At 64.2% G+C, this 19,539-nt stretch carries 19 protein-coding genes and 1 pseudogene; 4 read left to right on the plus strand and 16 right to left on the minus strand.

Features of this window, described 5'->3' with window-relative positions:
* Nucleotides 1–177: 177 nt before the first annotated feature.
* Entirely contained in the window at nucleotides 178–1,677 is a 1,500-nt protein-coding gene (locus tag IC66_RS0119825) for a bifunctional ADP-dependent NAD(P)H-hydrate dehydratase/NAD(P)H-hydrate epimerase (protein ID WP_038948757.1), read from the minus strand.
* A gap of 381 nt (nucleotides 1,678–2,058) precedes the next feature.
* Here IC66_RS0119825 and IC66_RS0119830 point away from each other — a divergent pair, with 381 nt between their 5' ends.
* Together IC66_RS0119830 and glnA are read left to right on the plus strand one after the other, a co-directional pair.
* The gene (locus IC66_RS0119830; protein ID WP_007603495.1) at nucleotides 2,059–2,397 is read left to right on the plus strand and encodes a P-II family nitrogen regulator; all 339 of its coding nucleotides are present in this window, start codon (nucleotides 2,059–2,061) and stop codon (nucleotides 2,395–2,397) included.
* Between the two features lie 151 nt (nucleotides 2,398–2,548).
* Nucleotides 2,549–3,958 (plus strand): type I glutamate--ammonia ligase, encoded by a 1,410-nt coding sequence (gene glnA / locus IC66_RS0119835; RefSeq protein ID WP_018320110.1) that lies wholly within the window; start codon nucleotides 2,549–2,551, stop codon nucleotides 3,956–3,958.
* Between the two features lie 84 nt (nucleotides 3,959–4,042).
* On the opposite strand, the gene IC66_RS0119840 is transcribed toward glnA, so the two are convergent.
* The 4 genes from IC66_RS0119840 to IC66_RS0119855 all read right to left on the minus strand — a co-directional run bounded on the left by IC66_RS0119840 (nucleotide 4,043) and on the right by IC66_RS0119855 (nucleotide 7,875).
* Nucleotides 4,043–5,179, minus strand: coding sequence for an asparaginase (locus IC66_RS0119840; protein WP_038948758.1), 1,137 nt, complete (start codon nucleotides 5,177–5,179; stop codon nucleotides 4,043–4,045).
* An 80-nt stretch (nucleotides 5,180–5,259) separates the two neighbouring features.
* Nucleotides 5,260–6,021, minus strand: a complete 762-nt coding sequence (locus IC66_RS0119845) for a slipin family protein (protein ID WP_018320108.1) — start codon at nucleotides 6,019–6,021, stop codon at nucleotides 5,260–5,262.
* A complete protein-coding gene (locus IC66_RS0119850; RefSeq protein WP_038948759.1) occupies nucleotides 6,018–7,436 on the minus strand; it encodes an NfeD family protein in 1,419 nt (472 codons plus the stop codon). The genes IC66_RS0119845 and IC66_RS0119850 overlap by 4 nt, the downstream gene beginning before the upstream one ends.
* Nucleotides 7,437–7,617: 181 nt before the next feature.
* Complete coding sequence (locus IC66_RS0119855; protein ID WP_028141432.1) at nucleotides 7,618–7,875, minus strand: tautomerase family protein; 258 nt, start codon at nucleotides 7,873–7,875, stop codon at nucleotides 7,618–7,620.
* 186 nt (nucleotides 7,876–8,061) lie between these two features.
* Here IC66_RS0119855 and IC66_RS0119860 point away from each other — a divergent pair, with 186 nt between their 5' ends.
* Nucleotides 8,062–9,006, plus strand: coding sequence for a GlxA family transcriptional regulator (locus tag IC66_RS0119860; RefSeq protein WP_244429129.1), 945 nt, complete (start codon nucleotides 8,062–8,064; stop codon nucleotides 9,004–9,006).
* Between the two features lie 157 nt (nucleotides 9,007–9,163).
* Here IC66_RS0119860 and IC66_RS0119865 read toward each other — a convergent pair.
* From IC66_RS0119865 to IC66_RS0119895, 7 genes and pseudogenes are all read right to left on the minus strand, one after another.
* Nucleotides 9,164–9,695: pseudogene (locus tag IC66_RS0119865) on the minus strand (REP-associated tyrosine transposase).
* A 133-nt stretch (nucleotides 9,696–9,828) separates the two neighbouring features.
* A complete protein-coding gene (locus IC66_RS47745; RefSeq protein ID WP_162832275.1) occupies nucleotides 9,829–9,990 on the minus strand; it encodes a hypothetical protein in 162 nt (53 codons plus the stop codon).
* 235 nt (nucleotides 9,991–10,225) lie between these two features.
* The gene (locus tag IC66_RS0119875; protein ID WP_038948762.1) at nucleotides 10,226–11,830 is read right to left on the minus strand and encodes a TRAP transporter large permease; all 1,605 of its coding nucleotides are present in this window, start codon (nucleotides 11,828–11,830) and stop codon (nucleotides 10,226–10,228) included.
* Nucleotides 11,827–12,366: a TRAP transporter small permease subunit gene (locus tag IC66_RS0119880; protein ID WP_028141427.1), complete on the minus strand. Its 540-nt coding sequence runs from the start codon at nucleotides 12,364–12,366 to the stop codon at nucleotides 11,827–11,829. Before IC66_RS0119880 ends, IC66_RS0119875 begins: the two co-directional genes overlap by 4 nt.
* A gap of 300 nt (nucleotides 12,367–12,666) precedes the next feature.
* Nucleotides 12,667–12,903: a hypothetical protein gene (locus IC66_RS0119885; protein WP_028141426.1), complete on the minus strand. Its 237-nt coding sequence runs from the start codon at nucleotides 12,901–12,903 to the stop codon at nucleotides 12,667–12,669.
* A 1,104-nt stretch (nucleotides 12,904–14,007) separates the two neighbouring features.
* On the minus strand, nucleotides 14,008–14,781 hold the full coding sequence (locus tag IC66_RS0119890; RefSeq protein WP_028141424.1) for a gamma-glutamyl-gamma-aminobutyrate hydrolase family protein: 774 nt from the start codon (nucleotides 14,779–14,781) through the stop codon (nucleotides 14,008–14,010).
* A 91-nt stretch (nucleotides 14,782–14,872) separates the two neighbouring features.
* Nucleotides 14,873–15,571 carry a hypothetical protein gene (locus tag IC66_RS0119895; protein WP_038948763.1) on the minus strand — a complete coding sequence of 233 codons (699 nt, stop codon included), beginning with the start codon at nucleotides 15,569–15,571 and terminating at the stop codon, nucleotides 14,873–14,875.
* A 141-nt stretch (nucleotides 15,572–15,712) separates the two neighbouring features.
* On the opposite strand from IC66_RS0119895, the gene IC66_RS0119900 reads away from it, so the two are divergent.
* Entirely contained in the window at nucleotides 15,713–16,849 is a 1,137-nt protein-coding gene (locus tag IC66_RS0119900; protein ID WP_085971753.1) for an AI-2E family transporter, read from the plus strand.
* 61 nt (nucleotides 16,850–16,910) lie between these two features.
* Here IC66_RS0119900 and IC66_RS0119905 read toward each other — a convergent pair whose 3' ends face one another.
* The 4 genes from IC66_RS0119905 to rpsI form a co-directional block, all read right to left on the minus strand.
* Complete coding sequence (locus IC66_RS0119905) at nucleotides 16,911–17,207, minus strand: antibiotic biosynthesis monooxygenase family protein (protein ID WP_028141421.1); 297 nt, start codon at nucleotides 17,205–17,207, stop codon at nucleotides 16,911–16,913.
* 101 nt (nucleotides 17,208–17,308) lie between these two features.
* On the minus strand, nucleotides 17,309–17,548 hold the full coding sequence (locus tag IC66_RS0119910) for a hypothetical protein (RefSeq protein ID WP_038948765.1): 240 nt from the start codon (nucleotides 17,546–17,548) through the stop codon (nucleotides 17,309–17,311).
* Nucleotides 17,549–17,609: 61 nt separating this feature from the next.
* Entirely contained in the window at nucleotides 17,610–18,830 is a 1,221-nt protein-coding gene (locus IC66_RS0119915; protein ID WP_028141419.1) for a GGDEF domain-containing protein, read from the minus strand.
* A gap of 229 nt (nucleotides 18,831–19,059) precedes the next feature.
* Nucleotides 19,060–19,539 (minus strand): 30S ribosomal protein S9, encoded by a 480-nt coding sequence (rpsI, locus tag IC66_RS0119920; RefSeq protein WP_008547917.1) that lies wholly within the window; start codon nucleotides 19,537–19,539, stop codon nucleotides 19,060–19,062.

The following is a 19,539-nucleotide window of genomic DNA, read 5'->3' on the forward strand; positions in this document are numbered from 1 at the left end:
AGCCCGGCCAGACCCAGCGCATCGCCTTCGCGGCCACCTCCCCCGGTCAATGGCTGATCGAATCCGTCGCAACCGACTGGGCCGCGCCACGGCTGGTGCGGTGGTATGGGGTGGAGTGATCTCTTGTAAGATCGGTTTCGCTGCACCCTACCCGTCCTACCCGCCGTAGCGAACAGCTCAGTACTCCACCCCCAACGCATCATAGATCCGCCGGTGCACAGCCGGCAGCGTCTCGGTGAGATCCTCCGCGATCAGGCCCGGCCCGGCTTCTCGTCCCGCCTCGCCATGCATCCAGACGCCGATGCTGGCGGCTTCGAAGGCCGGCACGCCTTGCGCCAGCAGGCCGGCGATGATGCCGGCGAGCACGTCGCCGGCGCCGGCGGTCGCGAGCCAGGGCGGCGCGTTGGCGGCGATGGTGGCGCGGCCGTCGGGGGCGGCAATGGTGGTGTCCGGGCCCTTCAGGAGCACCACCGCGCCGGAGCGCTCGGCGGCGTCGCGCACGCGCTCCAGCTTGGAGCGGCCCGGATGCTTGTTGCTGAGGTCCGAGAACAGGCGCGGAAACTCGCCCTCGTGCGGGGTCAGCACCACCGCGTTGTCCTGCGATGACTTGATCGATTCGAACAGGCGCTCGGGGGTTGCGGCAAAGCTCGTCAGGGCATCGGCATCGAGCACCAGACGACGCTGCGCACTGAGCGCGGTGTGGACGAGATCGCAGGTGCGCTCACCGATGCCCGCGCCGGGGCCGATGATGCAGGTGTTGTAGCGCTTGTCGCCGAGCAGCTCGCCGAACTCGACGACGGTATCGACGGGGCGAACCATGACGGCCGTGAGCGCAGCCGCGTTGATCGCGAGCGCATCGCGCGGGCTCGCCAATGTCACAAGGCCCGCCCCTGCCCGCAGCGCGCCGCGCGCGGCGAGCCGCGCAGCGCCGGTCGCCGCCGCATCGCCGGAGACTGCCAGCACATGCCCCCGCGCGTATTTGTGGCCATCGAGGCGCGGCACCGGAAAAGCGGCGCCCCAGACATCCGGATCGTCCTCGAACGTCTGCGGCGCGATCTCGTCCAGCACCTGCGCGTCGATGCCAATGTCGGCGACGCGCACGCGGCCGCAATGCATCCGGCCGGGCAGCAAGAGATGCGCCGGTTTCTTGCGGAAGAAGGTGACGGTTTCGGTGGCGTTCACCGCCGCGCCCATCACCGCCGCGCTGGTGCCGTTGATGCCGCTCGGCAGGTCGACCGCGAGCACCGGGGCGCCGTTGGCGTTGATCGCCTCGATCATCGCGCGCGCCTCGCCGTCGACGGGACGGCTGAGGCCTGCGCCGAACAGCGCATCGATGATCAGCGCTGGGCGTCCGATCGCCTGTGGATTGAACGGCAGCACCGGATGCTTCCAGCCGCGCGCCGCGGAGGCCGCGTCGCCCTGGAGCTGGTCGCGCTCGCACATCAGGATGACCGAGACCTCCCGCCCCTGCGCGGCGAGCTCGGCGGCTGCGACAAAACCGTCACCGCCATTGTTGCCGGGGCCGGCCACGATCAGGATCGGCCCCTCCTCCACCAGCGCCTGGGCGGCCTCGGCGACGGCCTGGCCCGCGCTCAGCATCAGCTTGAAACCGGGCGTGCCGGCCGCGATGGTGAGCTGGTCGGCGCGCTGCATTTCAGCGGTGGTCAGAACTTCCATGCCACTTCCCTGGTCCAAACGCCTTTTCAACAGGCACATGCCGCGCCGCCCCACCCTGGGGAACATCGATCTGCACACTTATTGAACCGTTTGCCTATTTCGTAGTCTTCGGTATTTTGTGCAGGTCGGCACCACTACTCAGAGATGCTCGTTAAAAGGCTGATAACGCTCCAACAATCAGGACATGTGCAACTTGGCATAGACCCTGCTTTCGAGGAAGCCGCTTCGGTTCGTCGTGCTCACTGGCATCTATCAGGGTGTGGCCGGCCGTTGTTGCCGGACTGGTCAGGGTTTCAGGCATAGCGAAGACAAGATCGTGCGTTAAGAAAAGCGCATCCTGACGAAGACGTTGCTATTTGATCGAAAGGCCGGAGGCGCGCAGTGAAGAAAATCGAAGCCATCATCAAGCCATTCAAGCTCGACGAGGTGAAGGAAGCGCTTCAGGAAGTCGGCCTTCAGGGCATCACCGTCACCGAAGCCAAGGGTTTTGGCCGGCAGAAGGGGCACGCCGAGCTCTACCGCGGCGCAGAATACATCGTCGACTTCCTGCCCAAGGTGAAGATCGAGATCGTGATCGGCGACGATCTGGTCGAGCGCGCCATCGACGCGATCCGCCGCGCCGCGCAAACCGGACGCATTGGCGATGGTAAGATCTTCGTCTCCAACATCGAAGAGGCGATCCGCATCCGAACCGGCGAATCCGGGCTGGACGCTATCTGAGCCGGGTGCTATCCCGAATTTTGCGACACTCCGACTAGAAAGAAGGCTGCTTCGGCGGCCTGATTTCGTTTGTGCGGTCGCGCAAAACTCGCCCGAGCGAGAATAATTTTGCTCATCTGGAAACCGACCCGCAGAGCCAAAAGGGGTATGCATGAAGACCGCCAAAGACGTCCTGAAATCGATCAAGGACAACGACGTCAAGTACGTCGACCTGCGCTTCACCGATCCGCGCGGCAAGTGGCAGCATGTGACGTTCGACGTCAGCATGATCGACGATGACATCTTCGCCGAAGGAACGATGTTCGACGGCTCCTCGATCGCCGGCTGGAAGGCGATCAACGAGTCCGACATGTGCCTGATGCCCGATCCGGTCACCGCGACGATCGACCCGTTCTTCGCCGAGACCACGATGGTCATCACCTGCGACGTGCTCGAGCCGACCACCGGCGAGCCCTACAACCGCGACCCCCGCGGCATCGCCAAGAAGGCCGAGGCCATGGTGAAGTCGATGGGCGTGGGCGACAGCGTGTTCGTCGGCCCCGAGGCCGAGTTCTTCGTGTTCGACGACGTGCGCTATTCGGCCGAGCCCTACAAGACCGGTTTCCGCCTCGACTCCTCGGAGCTGCCGACCAACTCCGACACCGAATATGAAGGCGGCAATCTCGGCCACCGCATCCGCACCAAGGGCGGTTACTTCCCCGTCCCGCCGCAGGACTCGGTGCAGGACATGCGCTCGGAGATGCTGGGCGCCATGGCCAAGATGGGCGTCAAGGTCGAGAAGCATCACCACGAAGTCGCGTCCGCCCAGCACGAACTCGGCATGAAGTTCGACACGCTGACGCTGATGGCCGACCACATGCAGATCTACAAGTACTGCATCCACCAGGTCGCGCACATCTACGGCAAGACCGCCACCTTCATGCCGAAGCCGATCTTCGGCGACAACGGCTCGGGCATGCACGTGCACCAGTCGATCTGGAAGGACGGCAAGCCGGTGTTCGCCGGCAACAAATACGCCGACCTCTCGGAGACCTGCCTGCACTACATCGGCGGCATCATCAAGCACGCCAAGGCGATCAACGCCTTCACCAACCCGTCGACCAACTCCTACAAGCGCCTGGTCCCGGGCTATGAGGCCCCCGTGCTGCTCGCCTACTCCGCGCGCAACCGCTCGGCCTCCTGCCGCATCCCCTACACCGCTTCGCCGAAGGCCAAGCGCGTCGAGGTGCGCTTCCCCGATCCGATGGCCAACCCGTATCTCGGCTTCGCCGCGATGCTGATGGCCGGCCTCGACGGCATCAAGAACAAGATCGATCCGGGGCCGGCGATGGACAAGGACCTCTACGACCTGCCGAAGGAAGAGCTGAAGCAGATCCCGACCGTCTGCGGTAGCTTGCGCGAGGCGCTCGAAAACCTCGACAAGGACCGCGGCTTCCTCAAGGCCGGCGGCGTGTTCGACGACGACTTCATCGACGCCTATATCGAGCTGAAGATGACCGAAGTCGCCCGCTTCGAAATGACCCCGCATCCGGTCGAGTTCGAGATGTACTATTCGGGCTAAACGGCCCGGAAGGTATCCGACAAGCAAAAGGCGCTCCGCAAGGAGCGCCTTTTCGTTTGAATCATAGGGTGTACGACCTGCCCGCTACCACGTCGCCGTAAAGGCCTTCTGCAGCTCTGCCGGCGCGGTCACGCCGCCCGCGATCAGCAATTGCGTGAGCACCCGCGCCTTCTGCGGATTGAGGTCCTCGGACACGACGAACCCGTTCTTGTCGTCGTCGACCTCGACGTTCCGCGTCACGAAGCCCGACCGAGCCCGCGTCGAGCGAACCACGATGACGCCCTTCTTCGCCGCAGCTTCGAGCGCATCGAGCGCCGGCTTCGAGGTGTTGCCGTCGCCGACGCCGGCCAGCACGATGCCCTTGGCGCCGTGCGAGATGGCGTCCTCGATCGGAACGGCGTCCATGTTGGCGTGCGAGTACACAATCGCGACGCGCGGCAATTGCTCGCCGGCTGGAAGCTGATAGGTCGCGCGCTTGAGACCTTGAGCCTGCGCCATGAAGCGAATGCCGCCGGCGCTGTCGACATAGCCGACCGGCCCGTCATTGGCCGAGCTGAACGTCTCGATGCTGGTGGTGTTGGTCTTGGTGACCGAGCGTGCGCCCTGAATCTTGTCGTTCAGCACCGCCAGCACGCCGCGCCCGCGCGAGCGCGGGTCGGCCGCCACCTGCACGGCCTCGTAGAGATTGCCGGGGCCGTCCGCGCTGACGGCCGTCGCCGGCCGCATCGAGCCGACGATCACCACCGGCTTGTCGCCGCGCACCACGTTGTCGAGGAAGAACGCGGTCTCCTCGAGCGTATCGGTGCCATGGGTGATGACGACCGCATCGGCCTCGTTCTTGTCGAAGGCCTCCTGGATGCGACGAGCCAGCGCAAACCAGACCTTGTCGTTCATGTCCTGGGACCCGATCGACGAGATCTGCTCGGCGTTCAGCCTTGCGAGCTTGTCCAGGCCCGGCACCGATTGCATCAGCTGCTCGCCCGTGATCTGGCCGGATTTGTAGGCGCCGGTCGCACGCGCGTCGGCCTGGCCTGCGATGGTGCCGCCGGTCGCAAGCACGAGAATGCGCGGCAGGCCGGCAGCCATCGCGTCCTTGCCCGATTCCGCGGCCTGCGCCGCGGCGATCCCCCACGACCAAAGTGCGAGGGCGATCAGCGGAGCGGCGAGGATCGACGGCCGATTTCGGCGGTGGATTGCGGGTCTGGCGGCATGCTGCGTCATCGAATTCTCCTCCCGTTCAAGTTGGGATCGACATTCGATACGCCCAATGGGGCCGAAGATGGGTCGGCCTGTTCTTGTCGCTAAGGATTGTCCCGCCGCGGCATAAAATGGTCGAGCAGGCCCGTCGGCAGCGGAAAGACCACGGTCGACGACCGTTCGCCCGCGATATCGTGCAGGGCCGCGAAATAACGCAGCTGCATCGCCTGAGGCTCCTGCGCGAGAATCCGGCCGGCCTCGACGAGCTTTTCGGCAGCCTGCTGCTCGCCCATCGCATTGATCACCTTGGCGCGCCGCAACCGTTCCGCCTCGGCCTGTTTGGCAATCGCGCGCACCATGGTTTCGTTGATATCGACGTCCTTGATCTCTATGCCGGTCACCTTGATGCCCCAGACGTCGGTCTGCTTGTCGAGGATCTCCTGGATGTCGGCGTTCAACCTGTCGCGCTCGGCCAGCATCTCGTCGAGCTCGTGCTTGCCGAGCACCGAGCGCAACGTGGTCTGCGCGAGCTGGCTGGTGGCGGCCATGTAATCGCCGACCTTGATGATGGCACGTTCGGGGTCGACGATGCGGAAGTACAGAACGGCGTTGACCTTGACGGACACGTTATCCCGCGAAATCACGTCCTGCGGCGGCACGACCTGCACCATCACGCGGAGGTCGACCTTGACGAGTTGCTGCACGACCGGAATGAGGATGATGAGGCCCGGGCCCTTCACGCCGGTAAAACGGCCGAGCGTGAAGATGACGCCACGCTCGTATTCGCGCAGGATCCGAATGGCCTGGGATAGAAACATGATGACGAGCAGCAGAAGCGCCGCATAGGTCAGATATTCCAGCATCATGATGTACCTCCCTCACCGGTCCTGGCCGGTGCGCGCCGTATCAGCAGCGTCAGGTCGACGACGTTCGCGACTTCGACCGTCTCTCCGGGCTTGAACGTTTCGGCGCCACGCGCCTGCCAGCGCTCGCCATGGGCGAAGACGTGACCTTCGCTCCCAGTCCAGTCGAGAACCTCGGCGGGCAAGCCTCGCATCGCCTGCGCGCCGACCCGTTCCGGAGCCCGGGCGGCACGCCGAAGCGAACCGAGCACGACCAGAGCAAAGCCGGTGAACACGGCGGCCGTGATGCCGATCACCCACCACGACAGGTGGTAGCCGGGCGCCTCGACCCTGAAGAGCATCAGCGCTCCCAGCACGAAAGCGATGATCCCCCCGAGACCGATCACCACCGTCGGATTGAAGGCTTCGACGGTGAGAAGCACGATGCCGACCAGCATCAGGGCAAGGCCGGCATAGTTGATCGGCAGCAAATTGAGCGCATAGAGACCGATCAGCAGGCAGATCGCGCCGACCACGCCGGGAGCGACGGCTCCGGGAGACATGAACTCGAAGATCAGGCCGTAGATGCCGACCATCAGGAGAATGAACGCCACATTCGGATCGGTGATGACCGCCAGGAAGCGGGATATCCATCCGGGGTCGATGGCTTCGACGACCGCATCCTTGGTCGCGAGGCGTTGCGTCTTGCCGCCTGCAACCTCCACCACGCGGCCATCGAGCTGCCTCAGCAATTCAGCCTGATCGCGCGCGACCAGCTCGATGGCGTGGGCCTGCAGCGCGCCGTTGGCAGAGAGAGTGGCGGCCTCACGGACCGCTTTCTCCGCCCAGTCCACATTGCGGCCACGCAGCTCCGCAAGGCTGCGGATGAAAGCAACCGCGTCATTGGTCACCTTTGCCGTCATCGCATCCTTGGGCTGATCTCTGGGCTGATCCTTCTCGCTCTGCTGGTCACCGTCCTTCTTGTCCTTGCCGCCCTTGTCCGGTGTACCGCCCGGCAGCCCCGGCAGCGGTCCGCCAATCTGCACCGGCGTTGCCGCACCGATATTGGTGCCCGGCGCCATCGCCGCGATGTGGGTCGCATAAAGGATATAGGTCCCCGCGCTCGCCGCGTGGGCGCCGGAGGGGGCGACGTAACCGACGACAGGCACGGGCGAGGCCAGCACATCCGCAATGATCTCGCGCATGCTGGTATTGAGGCCGCCGGGCGTGTTGATTCTCAGAAGCACGACCTCGGCGCGCCGTTCGCTTGCCTTGGCCAAGGCCTCCTTCACGTAACTGGCCGACGCAGGGCCAATGGCTCCGTCGATCGACACAATCAGTGCAAGACGGCCGTTCTCCTCCGCTGAACTGGGAAGGAGGCAGCAGATCAAAGCCACGACGCCAATCGCCGCAACGAGGGCCGCCTTCATGGTCTGCACGGCAGGGCTCCCTTGCAGAGCATATGGTGTTCGCCTCTCGAACCTCAATGCAGCCGTGTGCTGGTGCAGGCCCTTGTCCTGATTGTGCGATGCAATGGAAACCGCCCCGTAGATCGGTTGAGCACGGGGCGGTGGCGGGCGGACCATGCCTTGAGCTGATCCGCCCACGCATTCCGTGCTGCTAGCGCCGCGCGATCCGCACCCCGTCCGTCCCGATCGGGCCGAACGTGCTCGCGATGATCTCAGCTGTCGGCTGCATGCCGCCGAGCGACCAGTGCGAGGGCTCCTGCTCCTCGATCCTGACCCAGACGTTGCGGCGGAAATCCGGGCTGCCCTGCCCTTCGACCTCGACCAGGAGGTCGGTGACGCGTTCGAGCAGCGTCTTCTTCTGCGCGGCATCCAGAATGCCGCGGACGGTGGAAATGGTGACGTAAGGCATGTCTCTCTCCAATCATGTCGGTTGACGACGGCGGCAGATTGGACCGGACGCTCTCCGCAAGGCAGTGGCGGATAAGACAGAGATCAGGCAATTTCCGCCACGCGCCCGCGGACCCCATCGGATAGGATCGCGGCGTCAACCCCGGGGGGTCTCATCAAGCTCGCAATTCTGGCACTGCAAGGCTGCATGCATTCGGCGATCGCCGGCGTCGCCGACATCCTGTCGCTCGCCAATCACGTCATGCAGCAGAGCGGCGCAAAATCCCGCTTCAGCTGGCAGACGCTTTCGCTCGACGGCAAATCCGTGCGCGCCGGCGGCGGCCGGATGGTCGTGGTCGATGGCGGGATCGGGCAACGCACTCGCTTCGACGCGATCCTCGTCCCCGGTAACCTCGTCGATCACGTCACGGCCGAGCGCCTGCAACCGCAATATGCCCGGGCCGGCGCCTGGCTCCGGCAGCAACACGCGAACGGCCGGCTGATCGGCGCGTTCTGCAGCGGCGTGTTCCTGCTGGCCGGCGCCGGCCTGCTCGACAACCGCCGCGCCACCATCACCTGGTGGCTGCAGGGCGAACTGCGGCAGCGTCATCCCACCATCGACCTCGCCGCCGACGCCGTCATCACGGTTGCGGACCGCATCGTCTGCGCAGCTGGCCCGATGTCGTGGGTCGACCTGCTGCTCAGGCTGATCGAGCTGGTCGAGGGCAAGGAGACCGCAAAACTATGCGCGGACTACGTCGTCATCGATACCGCGCAGCGCACCCAATCGATCTTCATGCCCGTCGGCTATCTGCTCTCGCAGGACCCGCTGCTGACCAGGGCCGACCTCCTGGTTCGCCGCACCGGCAAGGCTCCCATGACGGTCAAACGGCTTGCCGGCGCGCTCGGCCTCAGCGAGCGGACGCTGAACCGGAAGTTTCAGGAGCTCACGCACGAGCCGCCGCAGGCCTTCATCATGCGCCGCCGCGTCGAGCACGCGCGCACGTTGCTGGAGACGACGACACAGCCGATCAAGGCGATCGCACGCACGACCGGCTATGAAGACGAGAGCAGCTTTCGCAAGGCGTTCCGCAAGCTCACTTTGATGTCACCGCAGGCCTATCGCGCGCGACGGATGGAGCGGACGATGTGAGACGCCTTCGAGCCGTCCGCTTTCGTTCCGCATCCGACTCCACTTCGTTCTCAAAGAACAAATCAGAGCCGCAAAAATCAGGGCGGAGCAATTCCTACTGATTGGTTTACGTAGGGCGGATTAGCCGAAGGCGTAATCCGCCGACTGCTGGTGACGCTCATGCGCGTTCGCCAAAGTCACCGTCCGTGCTGCTCTCCTGCCCAATCCTCAGGAAACAGGCCCGCCTCGACATCTCGGTGGAACGACGAATGCGGCCAGTCCAACACGCGGGTCACATAACCATGCTTCACGGGATTGATGTAACAATACTCGACATGGCGTGCGTAGTCGGTTTCGTCGCGGATGAGGTGCTCCCAGAATCGGTTCTGCCATATGCCACGCTCCCGTCCTGCGATCTGTACCGCGGTCAAAGGCTCCGTCTTCGGCAAGGTCTTCGCGAAGCGCGTCTTGATCAATCTCCACCGCATGGAAAAATCGGCATCGCCGTCCGGAAGCGTCCAGACTGCATGAAGGTGGTCCGGAAGAACGACAAACGCATCGATCGCGAAAGCTTAGTCCCGACGCGTCGCTGCAACAGCCGCGCGCAGCGCTGCGATGTGCTCGACGAGCAGCCTCTGCTTGCGGTCGAGAAGATTGACCGTGAAGAACCAGCAACCACCCGCAACAAATGCACGGCGATAGTTTGGCATTGAAGCTGCCCAATCAAGACAAGATGGCGGATTACGCCTTCGGCTAATCCGCCCTACGGCCCGCTCTGGGCGAATGCGGAGGATGCGAGCAGGAGAAGGACCGTGACGGTGGCGCTGCGCTTCATCGCTGCCCTTAGCGAACAACGCCAGCCGCGTCGTCCGTGCTCGGGATCAGCCAATCGAGCCCGATCAGGCACACTTCGAGGACAACGAACGCGACAATGCCGCCGACCCAGCCGAAGAAGACGATGGAAAAGGTCCCGAGCAAGATTGCGCAAAACAGGTCGGCAAGCACCTTGCAGACGCGGAAGTCTCGGTCGTGTCCAGACGGAAATACGGCATCGGGCGCCCCTTTCGCTGCTCTGGGCCCGGACTTAGCCACAGCGCGAGGCGACCGTCTACTCCGCCAGCCTGCTGATCAGTTGCGACGTCGCAATCGAGATCCGCCGCTCCCCGTGCAAGGGCAGCGTTCGCAGGTCACCGGCAGCCCTCCAATATCTTTGGATCAATCCCCGGGCGGAGATACTTCCTCAATTCTTCGGCTGGCCGAAATCAAGCGGCGGCGGCAGCTCGATGTCCGGAATTTCGATCTTGATCTTGTCCAGATCCACCTTCCTCGGAGCGTCCAGCAGCCCCGTGACCGTGATCGGGAATGCGATGACGACCGCAACCATGATCGCCTGCAGGCCGATCCAGGGCATAGCGCCCCAATAGATGTCCGAGCTCTTGACCTCCTTCGGCGCAACACCCCGCAGGTAGAACAAGGCGAAGCCGAACGGCGGATGCAGGAAGGAGGTCTGCATGTTGACGCAGAGCATGACACCGAACCAGATCAAGGCAGCATCCGCCCCGACGACGGGAGTGAGCAGCTTCTGCGCGATCGGCGCGATCATCGGGATGATGATGAAGGCGATCTCGAAGAAGTCGAGGAAGAAGGCGATGAAGAAGATGAACAGGTTCATGAAGATCAGGAATCCCCAGACCCCGCCCGGCAGCGATGTCAGCATGTGCTCCAGCCAGACACCACCGTTGCAACCGAGAAAGACGATCGAGAAGCAGGTCGATCCGATCAGGATGAACGTCACCATGCAGGTGATGCGCATAGTGGTCTCGTAGCCCTGCTTGACCAGGGTGCGCAGGTCCGGAATCCTGACCGCCTCGATGCAGACCCAGGCGACGGCGAGATAGGCAATCGCGAAGGCGATCTTGAACGCCAGATTCTGCGTGAAGTAGATCCCGATGATGGTGCCGACACCCGCCGCCGCAACGCCGACGAGCAATATCTTGCGGCCAGCCAGGCTGAAATCCTTGTGATGGATGACGGCAAGGACGATCGCGCCGACGGCGCCCATCGCGCCTGCTTCGGTCGGGGTGGCGAGGCCCAGCATCATCGTGCCGAGCACCACGAAGATCAGGACGGCGGACGGAATGATGCCCAAAAGGCATTTGCGCCAGAGCGCCCAGCCAGTGAGCGTCCTTGCTTCCTTGGGCACGGCCGGAACATGGCCCGGCTTGATCACGCTCAGCGCAAACGTGTAGCCGGCGAACAGTGCGATCTGGAGGATCGAGGGGCCCCAGGCGCCCAGATACATATCGCCGACCGACTTCCCGAGCTGGTCCGCGAGCACGATCAGAACCAGCGAGGGAGGCACCAGTTGGGTAATGGTGCCGGAGGCTGCGAGCACGCCGGTGATGTAGCGCATGTTGTAGCCGTACCGGATCATCACCGGCATCGAGATCAGCGCCATCGCGATGACCTGCGCCGCCACGGTGCCCGTGATGGCGCCGAGGATGAAGCCGACGATGATCACGGAATAGCCGAGGCCGCCGCGAATGGGACCGAACAATTGCCCCATTGAATCCAGCATATCCTCGGCGAGGCCGCATCGTTCGAGGATCGAGCCCATGAACGTGAAGAAAGGAATTGCCAGCAGCAGCTCGTTGGCCAGAACGCTGCCGTAGATGCGCTCCGGGATGGCCTGGAGGAAGCTGAACCCGAAAAATCCCTCGTGAATCGCGAGAAATCCGAACGAAAGCCCGAGAGCGGCCAGCGTGAAGGCGACCGGAAATCCGATCAGCATGGCCAGGACCAGCCCGCCGAACATCATCGGCGGCATCATTTCAATCGTGATCATTGGGTCGGCCGCTCGTATTTCGCATCGATCGTGACTTCACCACGCAAGGCCGCAATGCGTTTGATGGCCTCCGAGACGCCTTGCAAAGCCAGCATGAAGAATCCCGCAGGCAGGACAAATTTGATCGGCCACCGGAGGAGGCCGCCGGCATTGTTGGACATTTCGCCGATGATGAACGAGTTGTGGAACATCGCCCATGAGAGGTAGCTGAGGAGCAGGCACGCCGGGACGAGGAATACCAATGTCCCGATCAGGTCGAGCCACAGCTGGCCGCGCTCGGAAAGCATGAGGTACATGATTTCGACGCGCACATGCTCGTTACGCTTGAAAGTATAGGACGAGCCGAACATCACGACGACGGCGAACATATACCACTGCGTCTCGAGCCAGCTGTTGGAGCTGTAACTGAAGGCATAACGGATCATCGCATTTGCAGCGCTGACCACGCAGGCCGCGAGCACCAAAACGTTGCAGACGTTGCCGACTTTTTCATTCAGCCAGTCGATAGCCGTACTTACCGCCAACAATGGGCGCATCGATGCCTTTTCCCCGCTCGCTGAGTGCTACCCCCCAGGCGAGCAGGACCATGGCGCTGCAGCAGCAGCCTTCCATTTCTGCGCGGGAGCTAGTTCCCCTCCTGATGCTTCCGCCCGTTCTTGTTTTGGGCAAGACAAGACATGTTCAGGTCTCGCCAGCCGCGTGAAGCGAGGCCACCATTACCGTCGCCCAATTCCGGGTCAACAGGAAAATTGGACAGTTTGCCGCAGCGGGGTCTAAAACATCGTCGCAGTGCTTAACGGGTTGACCTGCGGGGCATGGTCGAAGCGCGGGCGCGCCTACCCTTCCACGTCGTACTGCTTGCAGAGGTGATCGCCGATCTGGACCAGCATGGCAACGCATTCAGGGTAGCCGGGCCGGTCCGAGGTGGCCTGGTCCGCGCTGGCTCGAAACTCCCAGGAAGTACCATCTCGGAGGATCGAGATTGTCATTCCATCGGGACAATCGGCGTGGACCTTCAACTCGGCCTTCGCCATGGCGATCAGTTCGCTTTCCGTCTTCACAGGTCTGCTCATGAAGGTCATCCTCCGTCTTGGGGCAGAACTTTAGTTGTATCTGCCAAATCCACCAAACAAGTCTTCCCGATAAAGCGGCTACCGGCATTGGGATAGCGCAATAAGTCCCTACCAGGGTCACTCCCGCGAGGCGTCGGGCAAAACACCCGGTCAAGCCCTTGGCGCAAAAATATTCCACTTTCCCGAATTTCGGATTTGTGGCATACCCTCGCCCATCCCGGCCCCTGCCAAAGGGGCGCTGCGCGATCGTCACGAGATGCGGGCCGGGTGGCGGTGGACGCGGTAGCGCCGGCGCGGCTCGGCATGATGACAGGGCGGGCAACCGTGAGTCCTCAGGCGACGCGATACGACCCGGCGCGGTCACAGCGGTTTCGTCGATGCCAGAAGGCGAGCACACGCAAGCCTTCCGGGATTTCGGCGGGATCGTCCGCGGACGGAGAAGTCGTGTGGTCCTGACGCCCGGGGTCTGTGCGTCAAGGCTTGCGGTGATGCGGCGGCCCAACCGGGCACGCGCATCGATCATCCGCAAGGCGACGGGGGCAATAGTGCATCGCTCCCCGGGGAGAGCACGAAGGACACCGTTAAAACCATCCGCGCAGGGAAGGCCGGGCGACCGGCACACCTGTGGTCCACCCCGTGTGCATCTTCGTCGCGCACGGACTTGCGGGTGCCGCCGGCGCCCGGCCTTCCCTGCGCCCTTTGGTCTTCAAGGAGCGCAAACGACAGCAAGCCTCGGGCGAAACGCGCCGCGAGATTGAAGAGGCATGTCTGCGAGTTGCGCTGAGAGCGTGGAGATGCCGACGATGCACCTTGCTCCGTTATTGCGAGGAGTTCTTGCGACGAAGCAATCCAGAATCCCACCGCGGAAAGATTCTGGATTGCTTCCGCCTTCGCCAAGGCTTCGGCGGACAAGTCGCTACGCTTGCAATGACGGTGGGAGAAAGCGCCTCAGCCGCCTCTCGTGCCCCGGACGCAGCGCAGCGCCCCTTAGCGGTGCGCTGCAGAGCCGGGGCCCACCTCGCAGCGGTTCGCAGGGCGGCGCTGGGTCCCGGCCCTGCGCCGCAACGCATACGCGTTGCAGCTTGTCCGGGACACGAGAGTACCCTACGCCGCCGCGCGTTGCCGCGCGACCAGGGCCTCGCCAAAGGCCTCGAACAGCTTGCGGTTGACCGGATTGCGCTGGGGATCGTATTCGGCGTGCCATTGCACGCCGAGCGCGAAGGTCGGGGCTTCCGCGATCCGGATCGCCTCGATGGTGCCGTCCTCGGCGACGCCCTCGACCAGCACGCGCTTGCCGGGATCGAGGATGCCCTGGCCATGCAGCGAATTGACCCTGATCTTCTCGCAGCCGAGCAGTTTTGCGAACGCCCCGCCCGGCGTCAGTTCGACGTCGTGACGGTCGGCGAACACCACGGTCGGATCGGGGTGGATCTCGCCGTTCTCGAGCCTGGGCATGCGATGGTTCATGCGGCCGGGAATTTCGCGGATCTCGGGATGCAGCGAGCCGCCGAAGGCGACGTTCATCTCCTGGAGGCCGCGGCAGATGCCGAACAGCGGCACACCGCGGGCGACGCAGGCGACCGAAAGCGCCAGCGCCACCTCGTCGCGATGGATATCGTACGGCTCGTGGCGCTCGCAGGGATCGACATTGAAGCGGGTCGGATGGACGTTGGCGCGGGCGCCGGTGAGCACGATGCCGTCGACCACGTCGAGCAGCGCGCCGATATCGGTGATATCAGGCGCGCCTGCGAACATCATCGGCAGGCCACCGGAAACCTCGGCCACGGCGCGCAAATTGCGCTCGCCGACCATCTGGACCTGAAATCGATTTTCGACGCGATGGGCATTCCCGATCACGCCGACGACCGGCTTTCTCATCTGTCGTTCCGCGCCTCTCCGATAAGAAGATTCTCCAAACATGCCCTTGGGCTGGAACAAATTCAACAGAAGGGATCGCGGGACGGCAATGCTATTTTCGCGCAAATGCCTCCCGGGCCTCGCCCCCGGCGGGCAGCCCGGCGGCCTGCAGTGCGGTTGCGGCAGGATCGCCCGGGGCGGCCAGCCAGGGCAGTTTCGCATCGATGCCGCGCGTCACGGGCTCTCCGAGCACCCCACCGAAATCGATCGGCCAGAACCCGTTGGGCTCGACCTCGGCAGTGATGCCCCGGATCGCATAGCCCTCGCCCAGAACCGCCTCCGCATGGTCGCCGGCGACAAGGCGGGCCGTCTTAGGATCCTTGGGATCGCCAAAGCTCACGAGCACCGGCACGAGGTCTGCCTGCACCGGGACAACGCCGGTCTGCCGGTGGATATCGTTGAACGAGACGCGGTTGCCGCGCGCGGCGCCATAGGCACGGAGCGCGACATAGTTGATGTCGTCGAAGTCCAGCTTGGCGTCCTGCCGGTGCGCCAGCAATGCCACCAGATTCTTGCTCTGGCCGAGGTCGACGAACACGGCCTCCCCGCGCATCGTGGTGCGGCCGCCGCGGTTATAGTTGCGGTCGGGCACGACGGCCAGAACGCCGGATCCGGCCTTGATCCCGTCAGGCGTCGTGACCTCGACCGTGAGACGAAATTTGTGGCCGGGCCGGTTGATCCGGATCTGGTCGCCGACCACGAGCACGGCGAGAAGCCCGAGCAGACCGGCCCATTTGCTGATGAAGCTCAAACCGCCCCCATTGCTCTTTCCTCATCGCTCTGCACCGTCGGCACGCCGACGTCAAACCAGCGTGTTGACGCGGTCTTGATCCGAAGCGCGTTTGCCCGGAGAGTGCAGCGCGCATTGCGCTGAAAAGGACCCGATGTGACCATGTCGTCCAAAGATGAACGCTCCCGGACCTGCGGCGACCTCGCTTGGGCGATCTCGGTCGGGGGCATCGGCGTCGTGCTGTTCACCGCGCTGCTCGCCTTCACCTGGTATTTCGCCGCCACCCTGCTGCTGATCTTCACCGGCATGCTGCTCGGTCTCGGCCTCAACGCGCTGACAGGCGCGCTCGGCCGCCGCGTGCCCCTGCCGCATCCGGTGCGGCTCGCGATCGTCTGCACCGCGCTCGCCCTGATGCTGGCCGGCATCGCCTATCTCGGCGGCGCCACCATTGCCGAACAGGCTTCGCTGCTGAGCAAGACCATCAAGTCGCAGATCGGGAACGTGAAGTCCTTCCTGGACAACCACGGCATCGACACCAGCTTCTTCGATTTCGGCAACGGCGCGACCGACGCCTCGGCCACTGCGCCGTCGGAGACGGCGCCCGCACCAGCAGCGCCCTCGCGCGGTCCCCTGCCCGGCGCCGGCGCGCTGGCCTCCAGTGGCGGGGCGATCGTGAGCCAGACTTTCAAGCTGCTGCTCGGCACCATCCACGGTGTCGGCAACATCTTCATCGTGCTGTTCCTGGGCTTCGCCTTCGCCGCCCAGCCGGCCGTCTATCACGACGGTCTGCTATTCCTGGCGCCTGCCAGGCACCGCACCCGCGTCGCCCTCATCATCGATCGCATCAGTGAGACTCTGGAGCGCTGGCTGATCGCGCAGATCATCGTGATGCTCGCGGTCGGCGTGGTGACCTGGATCGGGCTTGCCATCATCGGCATCCCCAGCTCGTTCATCCTGGGAATTCAGGCCGGCCTGCTCGCCTTCATCCCGACCATCGGGGCCATCATCGCCGGCGTCGTCGTGGTGCTGGCGAGCCTCGCCTCGGGCTGGATCCCGGCGCTATCGGCCTTTCTGCTCTTCATGGGCGTGCACGCCATGGAGAGCTACGTGCTGACACCGATCCTGCAGCGGCAGGCGCTGGACATTCCGCCGGCCACCCTGTTCGCGTTCCAGATCGTGCTCGGCGTCGTGTTCGGCATCTGGGGCCTGGCGCTGGCACTGCCGCTGGTCGCCATCGCCAAGGTCATGATCGACCATTTCAAGACCTATGAGGCGCCGCCTTTGGCAGAAGCGGCCTAGAGCATGATCCGGAAAAGTGCGCAGCGGTTTTCCGATAAGATCATGCTCCAGAAATAAACCCTCAGGTCGTCAGCACGGTCTCGGTGTGCTCCACCTCGGGCGGCGAGGCAAAGTACTGGCCAACGAGGCCCCGCCATTCGGTGAAGTTTTCCGAGCCGCGGAAATCGACGGTGTGATTTTCCAGCGTCGCCCATTTCACCATCAGCCGGTAGCGCTGCGGCTTCTCGATCGATTTGTGCAGCTCGAAGCCGTGAAAGCCCTTGGAGCGGCCGAAGGCGGCCCTGGCCTTGGCGACGGCGGCCTCAAAGTCCTTCTCGCTGCCCGGCTTGACGTCGATTTGCGCGATCTCGGTGATCATCGGTTTCCACCCTTTTTGTTCGATGGGCGTGTCTAGCGCAGGCAGCAAGAAAGAAAAAGGCGCCGAAACGGCGCCCTGGTCGGCCCAAAAATGCAGGTCTCTCAGATCAGCAGCAGGACGGTGCCCGCCACGATCAGGGCGCAGCCGATGAACAGCGCGAGCGGCCAGTAGCTGCGGCGGCCTTGCGTGTAACGCCCCTGCGCGCGGCGCTCGGTGATCAGCGCGCTCTCGTATTCATCCGCAGTGGAGAACAGACAGGCGAAGCCGCTGCGTGCCGAGGCCGCAGCGGCTTCGAGCGACATCAGGGCAGCTTGCGGGTTCTGTCGACGGATCGATTCCATGACCGCAATGGTAGGGATCGAATGGTAAACAGAGGATTACCGCGGGTGCTGCCCCCGCGTCTCAGGCGGTGGCCGGCCGCGGCTGCGGCGCACTGATCCGCGCGGCGCTCTGTCGGCGCCAGTTCTCCAGCGACAGCGGCAGCTCCTCCGCCGCCTCGACGCGGTTACGGCCGCCGCGCTTGGCCTGGTAGAGCGCAGTGTCGGCGGATGCCAGCAGCACCTCGAGCTCGGTGCCGGCGGGCCCGCCGGCGACGCCGATGCTGACGGTGGTGTCGACCGGGCCTTCATCGACCACGACGCCGGAGGTCTCGAACGCCTCGCGCACGCGCTCGGCGACCAGCACGCCCTCCTCCAGCGAGCACGGCAGCAGCGCGGCGAACTCCTCGCCGCCGATGCGGCCCGACATGTCGGTGATGCGCAAATTACTGACGACGACGGTGGAGAACAGTTTCAGCATCTCGTCGCCGGCGGGGTGGCCGAAGCGATCGTTGATCGACTTGAAGTGATCGATGTCGAAGATCATCACGGTCACGGGACGTCCGGCCTTGGCCTCGCGCTCGATCACGCGGCCGCAGGCTTCCGAGAAGCCGCGCCGGTTGAGCATGCCGGTCAGGGGATCGGTCGACGCGGCGGTGCGGTGCGCGGTCACGGTGCGCTCGGACACCAGCATGAAGATCACGAACACGGTGCCGACGGCGTAGAGGATGAGTTCAACCGCGAACACCTTGACCCAGATGCTCTGGGAGAAGCCGGCATCGTGCGGACGCAGGAAGCTGCCGATCAGGACCGGCAGCATCAACACGCAGCCATGCATCACCGGCATCACGAAGGCCGGCCAGCGCCGCTGCAGGCTCTTGCGCCGTTCGGTCCAGAGCTCGCTGGCGGTCAATGCCGCGTAAACCGAGACGATGCCGGCGCCGATGATCATCCGCAACATGGATGCCTCGGGGTCGAGCAGCGTGACGGCGGCGACCCAGGCGAGCGCGCCGAGCACGAGACCCGGCCAGTTCGGCTTGCGGCCGTGGAAGACCCGCGCCGCATTCCACACCATGCCGCAGGCGACGAAGCCGACCGCGTTCAGCGCAAGGTAAAGATGCGGGCCCAGCCTGTCGCCGGCCGCGGTCCACAGCGCGACGGAGGCGGCACCGAGCAGATACGCGGTGCCCCACCATTTCAGTGCAGGGCTGTTCTCCTGCCTGCCGAAAAACACCATCATGGCGCCGAGCAGTGCGGCAACCATGGTGGCGACCAAATAGAGCGTGATGCTATCGAGCGACATCATGTCGGCCCCCTCTAGAACATAGCAGTTACGCGACCGGCCCAGCCGATTTGCGCGCCCTTCCGAATGCGACGCTAGGTCGCGCGAGTTCCATTCAGGTTTTCGCGGGAGGCCAAGTTTTCGGGAAACACGCCATCAATTTGCATACAAACGAACAACAAAAAGGGCGCTGAAATCAGCGCCCTTTTGCATCTCATTGAAGCCGCTTTCGCGGCGAATGTGACCGAAGCGATTAACGCTTCGAGAACTGGAAGGACCGGCGGGCCTTGGCCTTGCCGTACTTCTTGCGCTCGACCACGCGGGAGTCGCGCGTCAGGAAGCCGCCCTTCTTGAGCACAGAGCGCAGCTCCGGCTCGAAATAGGTCAGCGCCTTGGAGATGCCGTGACGGACCGCGCCGGCCTGACCGGACAGGCCGCCGCCGGCAACCGTGCAGATCACGTCGTACTGGCCCGAACGCGCGGCCACGGAGAACGGCTGCTCGATCATCATCCGCAGCACGGGACGGGCGAAATAGACCTCGACCTCGCGCGAATTGACGGTGACCTTGCCGGCGCCCGGCTTGATCCACACGCGGGCGACCGCGTCCTTGCGCTTGCCGGTGGCATAGGCGCGGTTGAACTTGTCGACCTTCTTCTCGTGCTTGGGCGCATCGGGCGCCGCCGCCGTCTTGAGCTGCGAGAGCTGGTCGAGCGACTGGATGGATTCGGCCAT

Origin of the sequence: Bradyrhizobium genomosp. III (assembly GCF_000261705.1) — a bacterium.
GTDB lineage: Bacteria > Pseudomonadota > Alphaproteobacteria > Rhizobiales > Xanthobacteraceae > Bradyrhizobium > Bradyrhizobium ottawaense.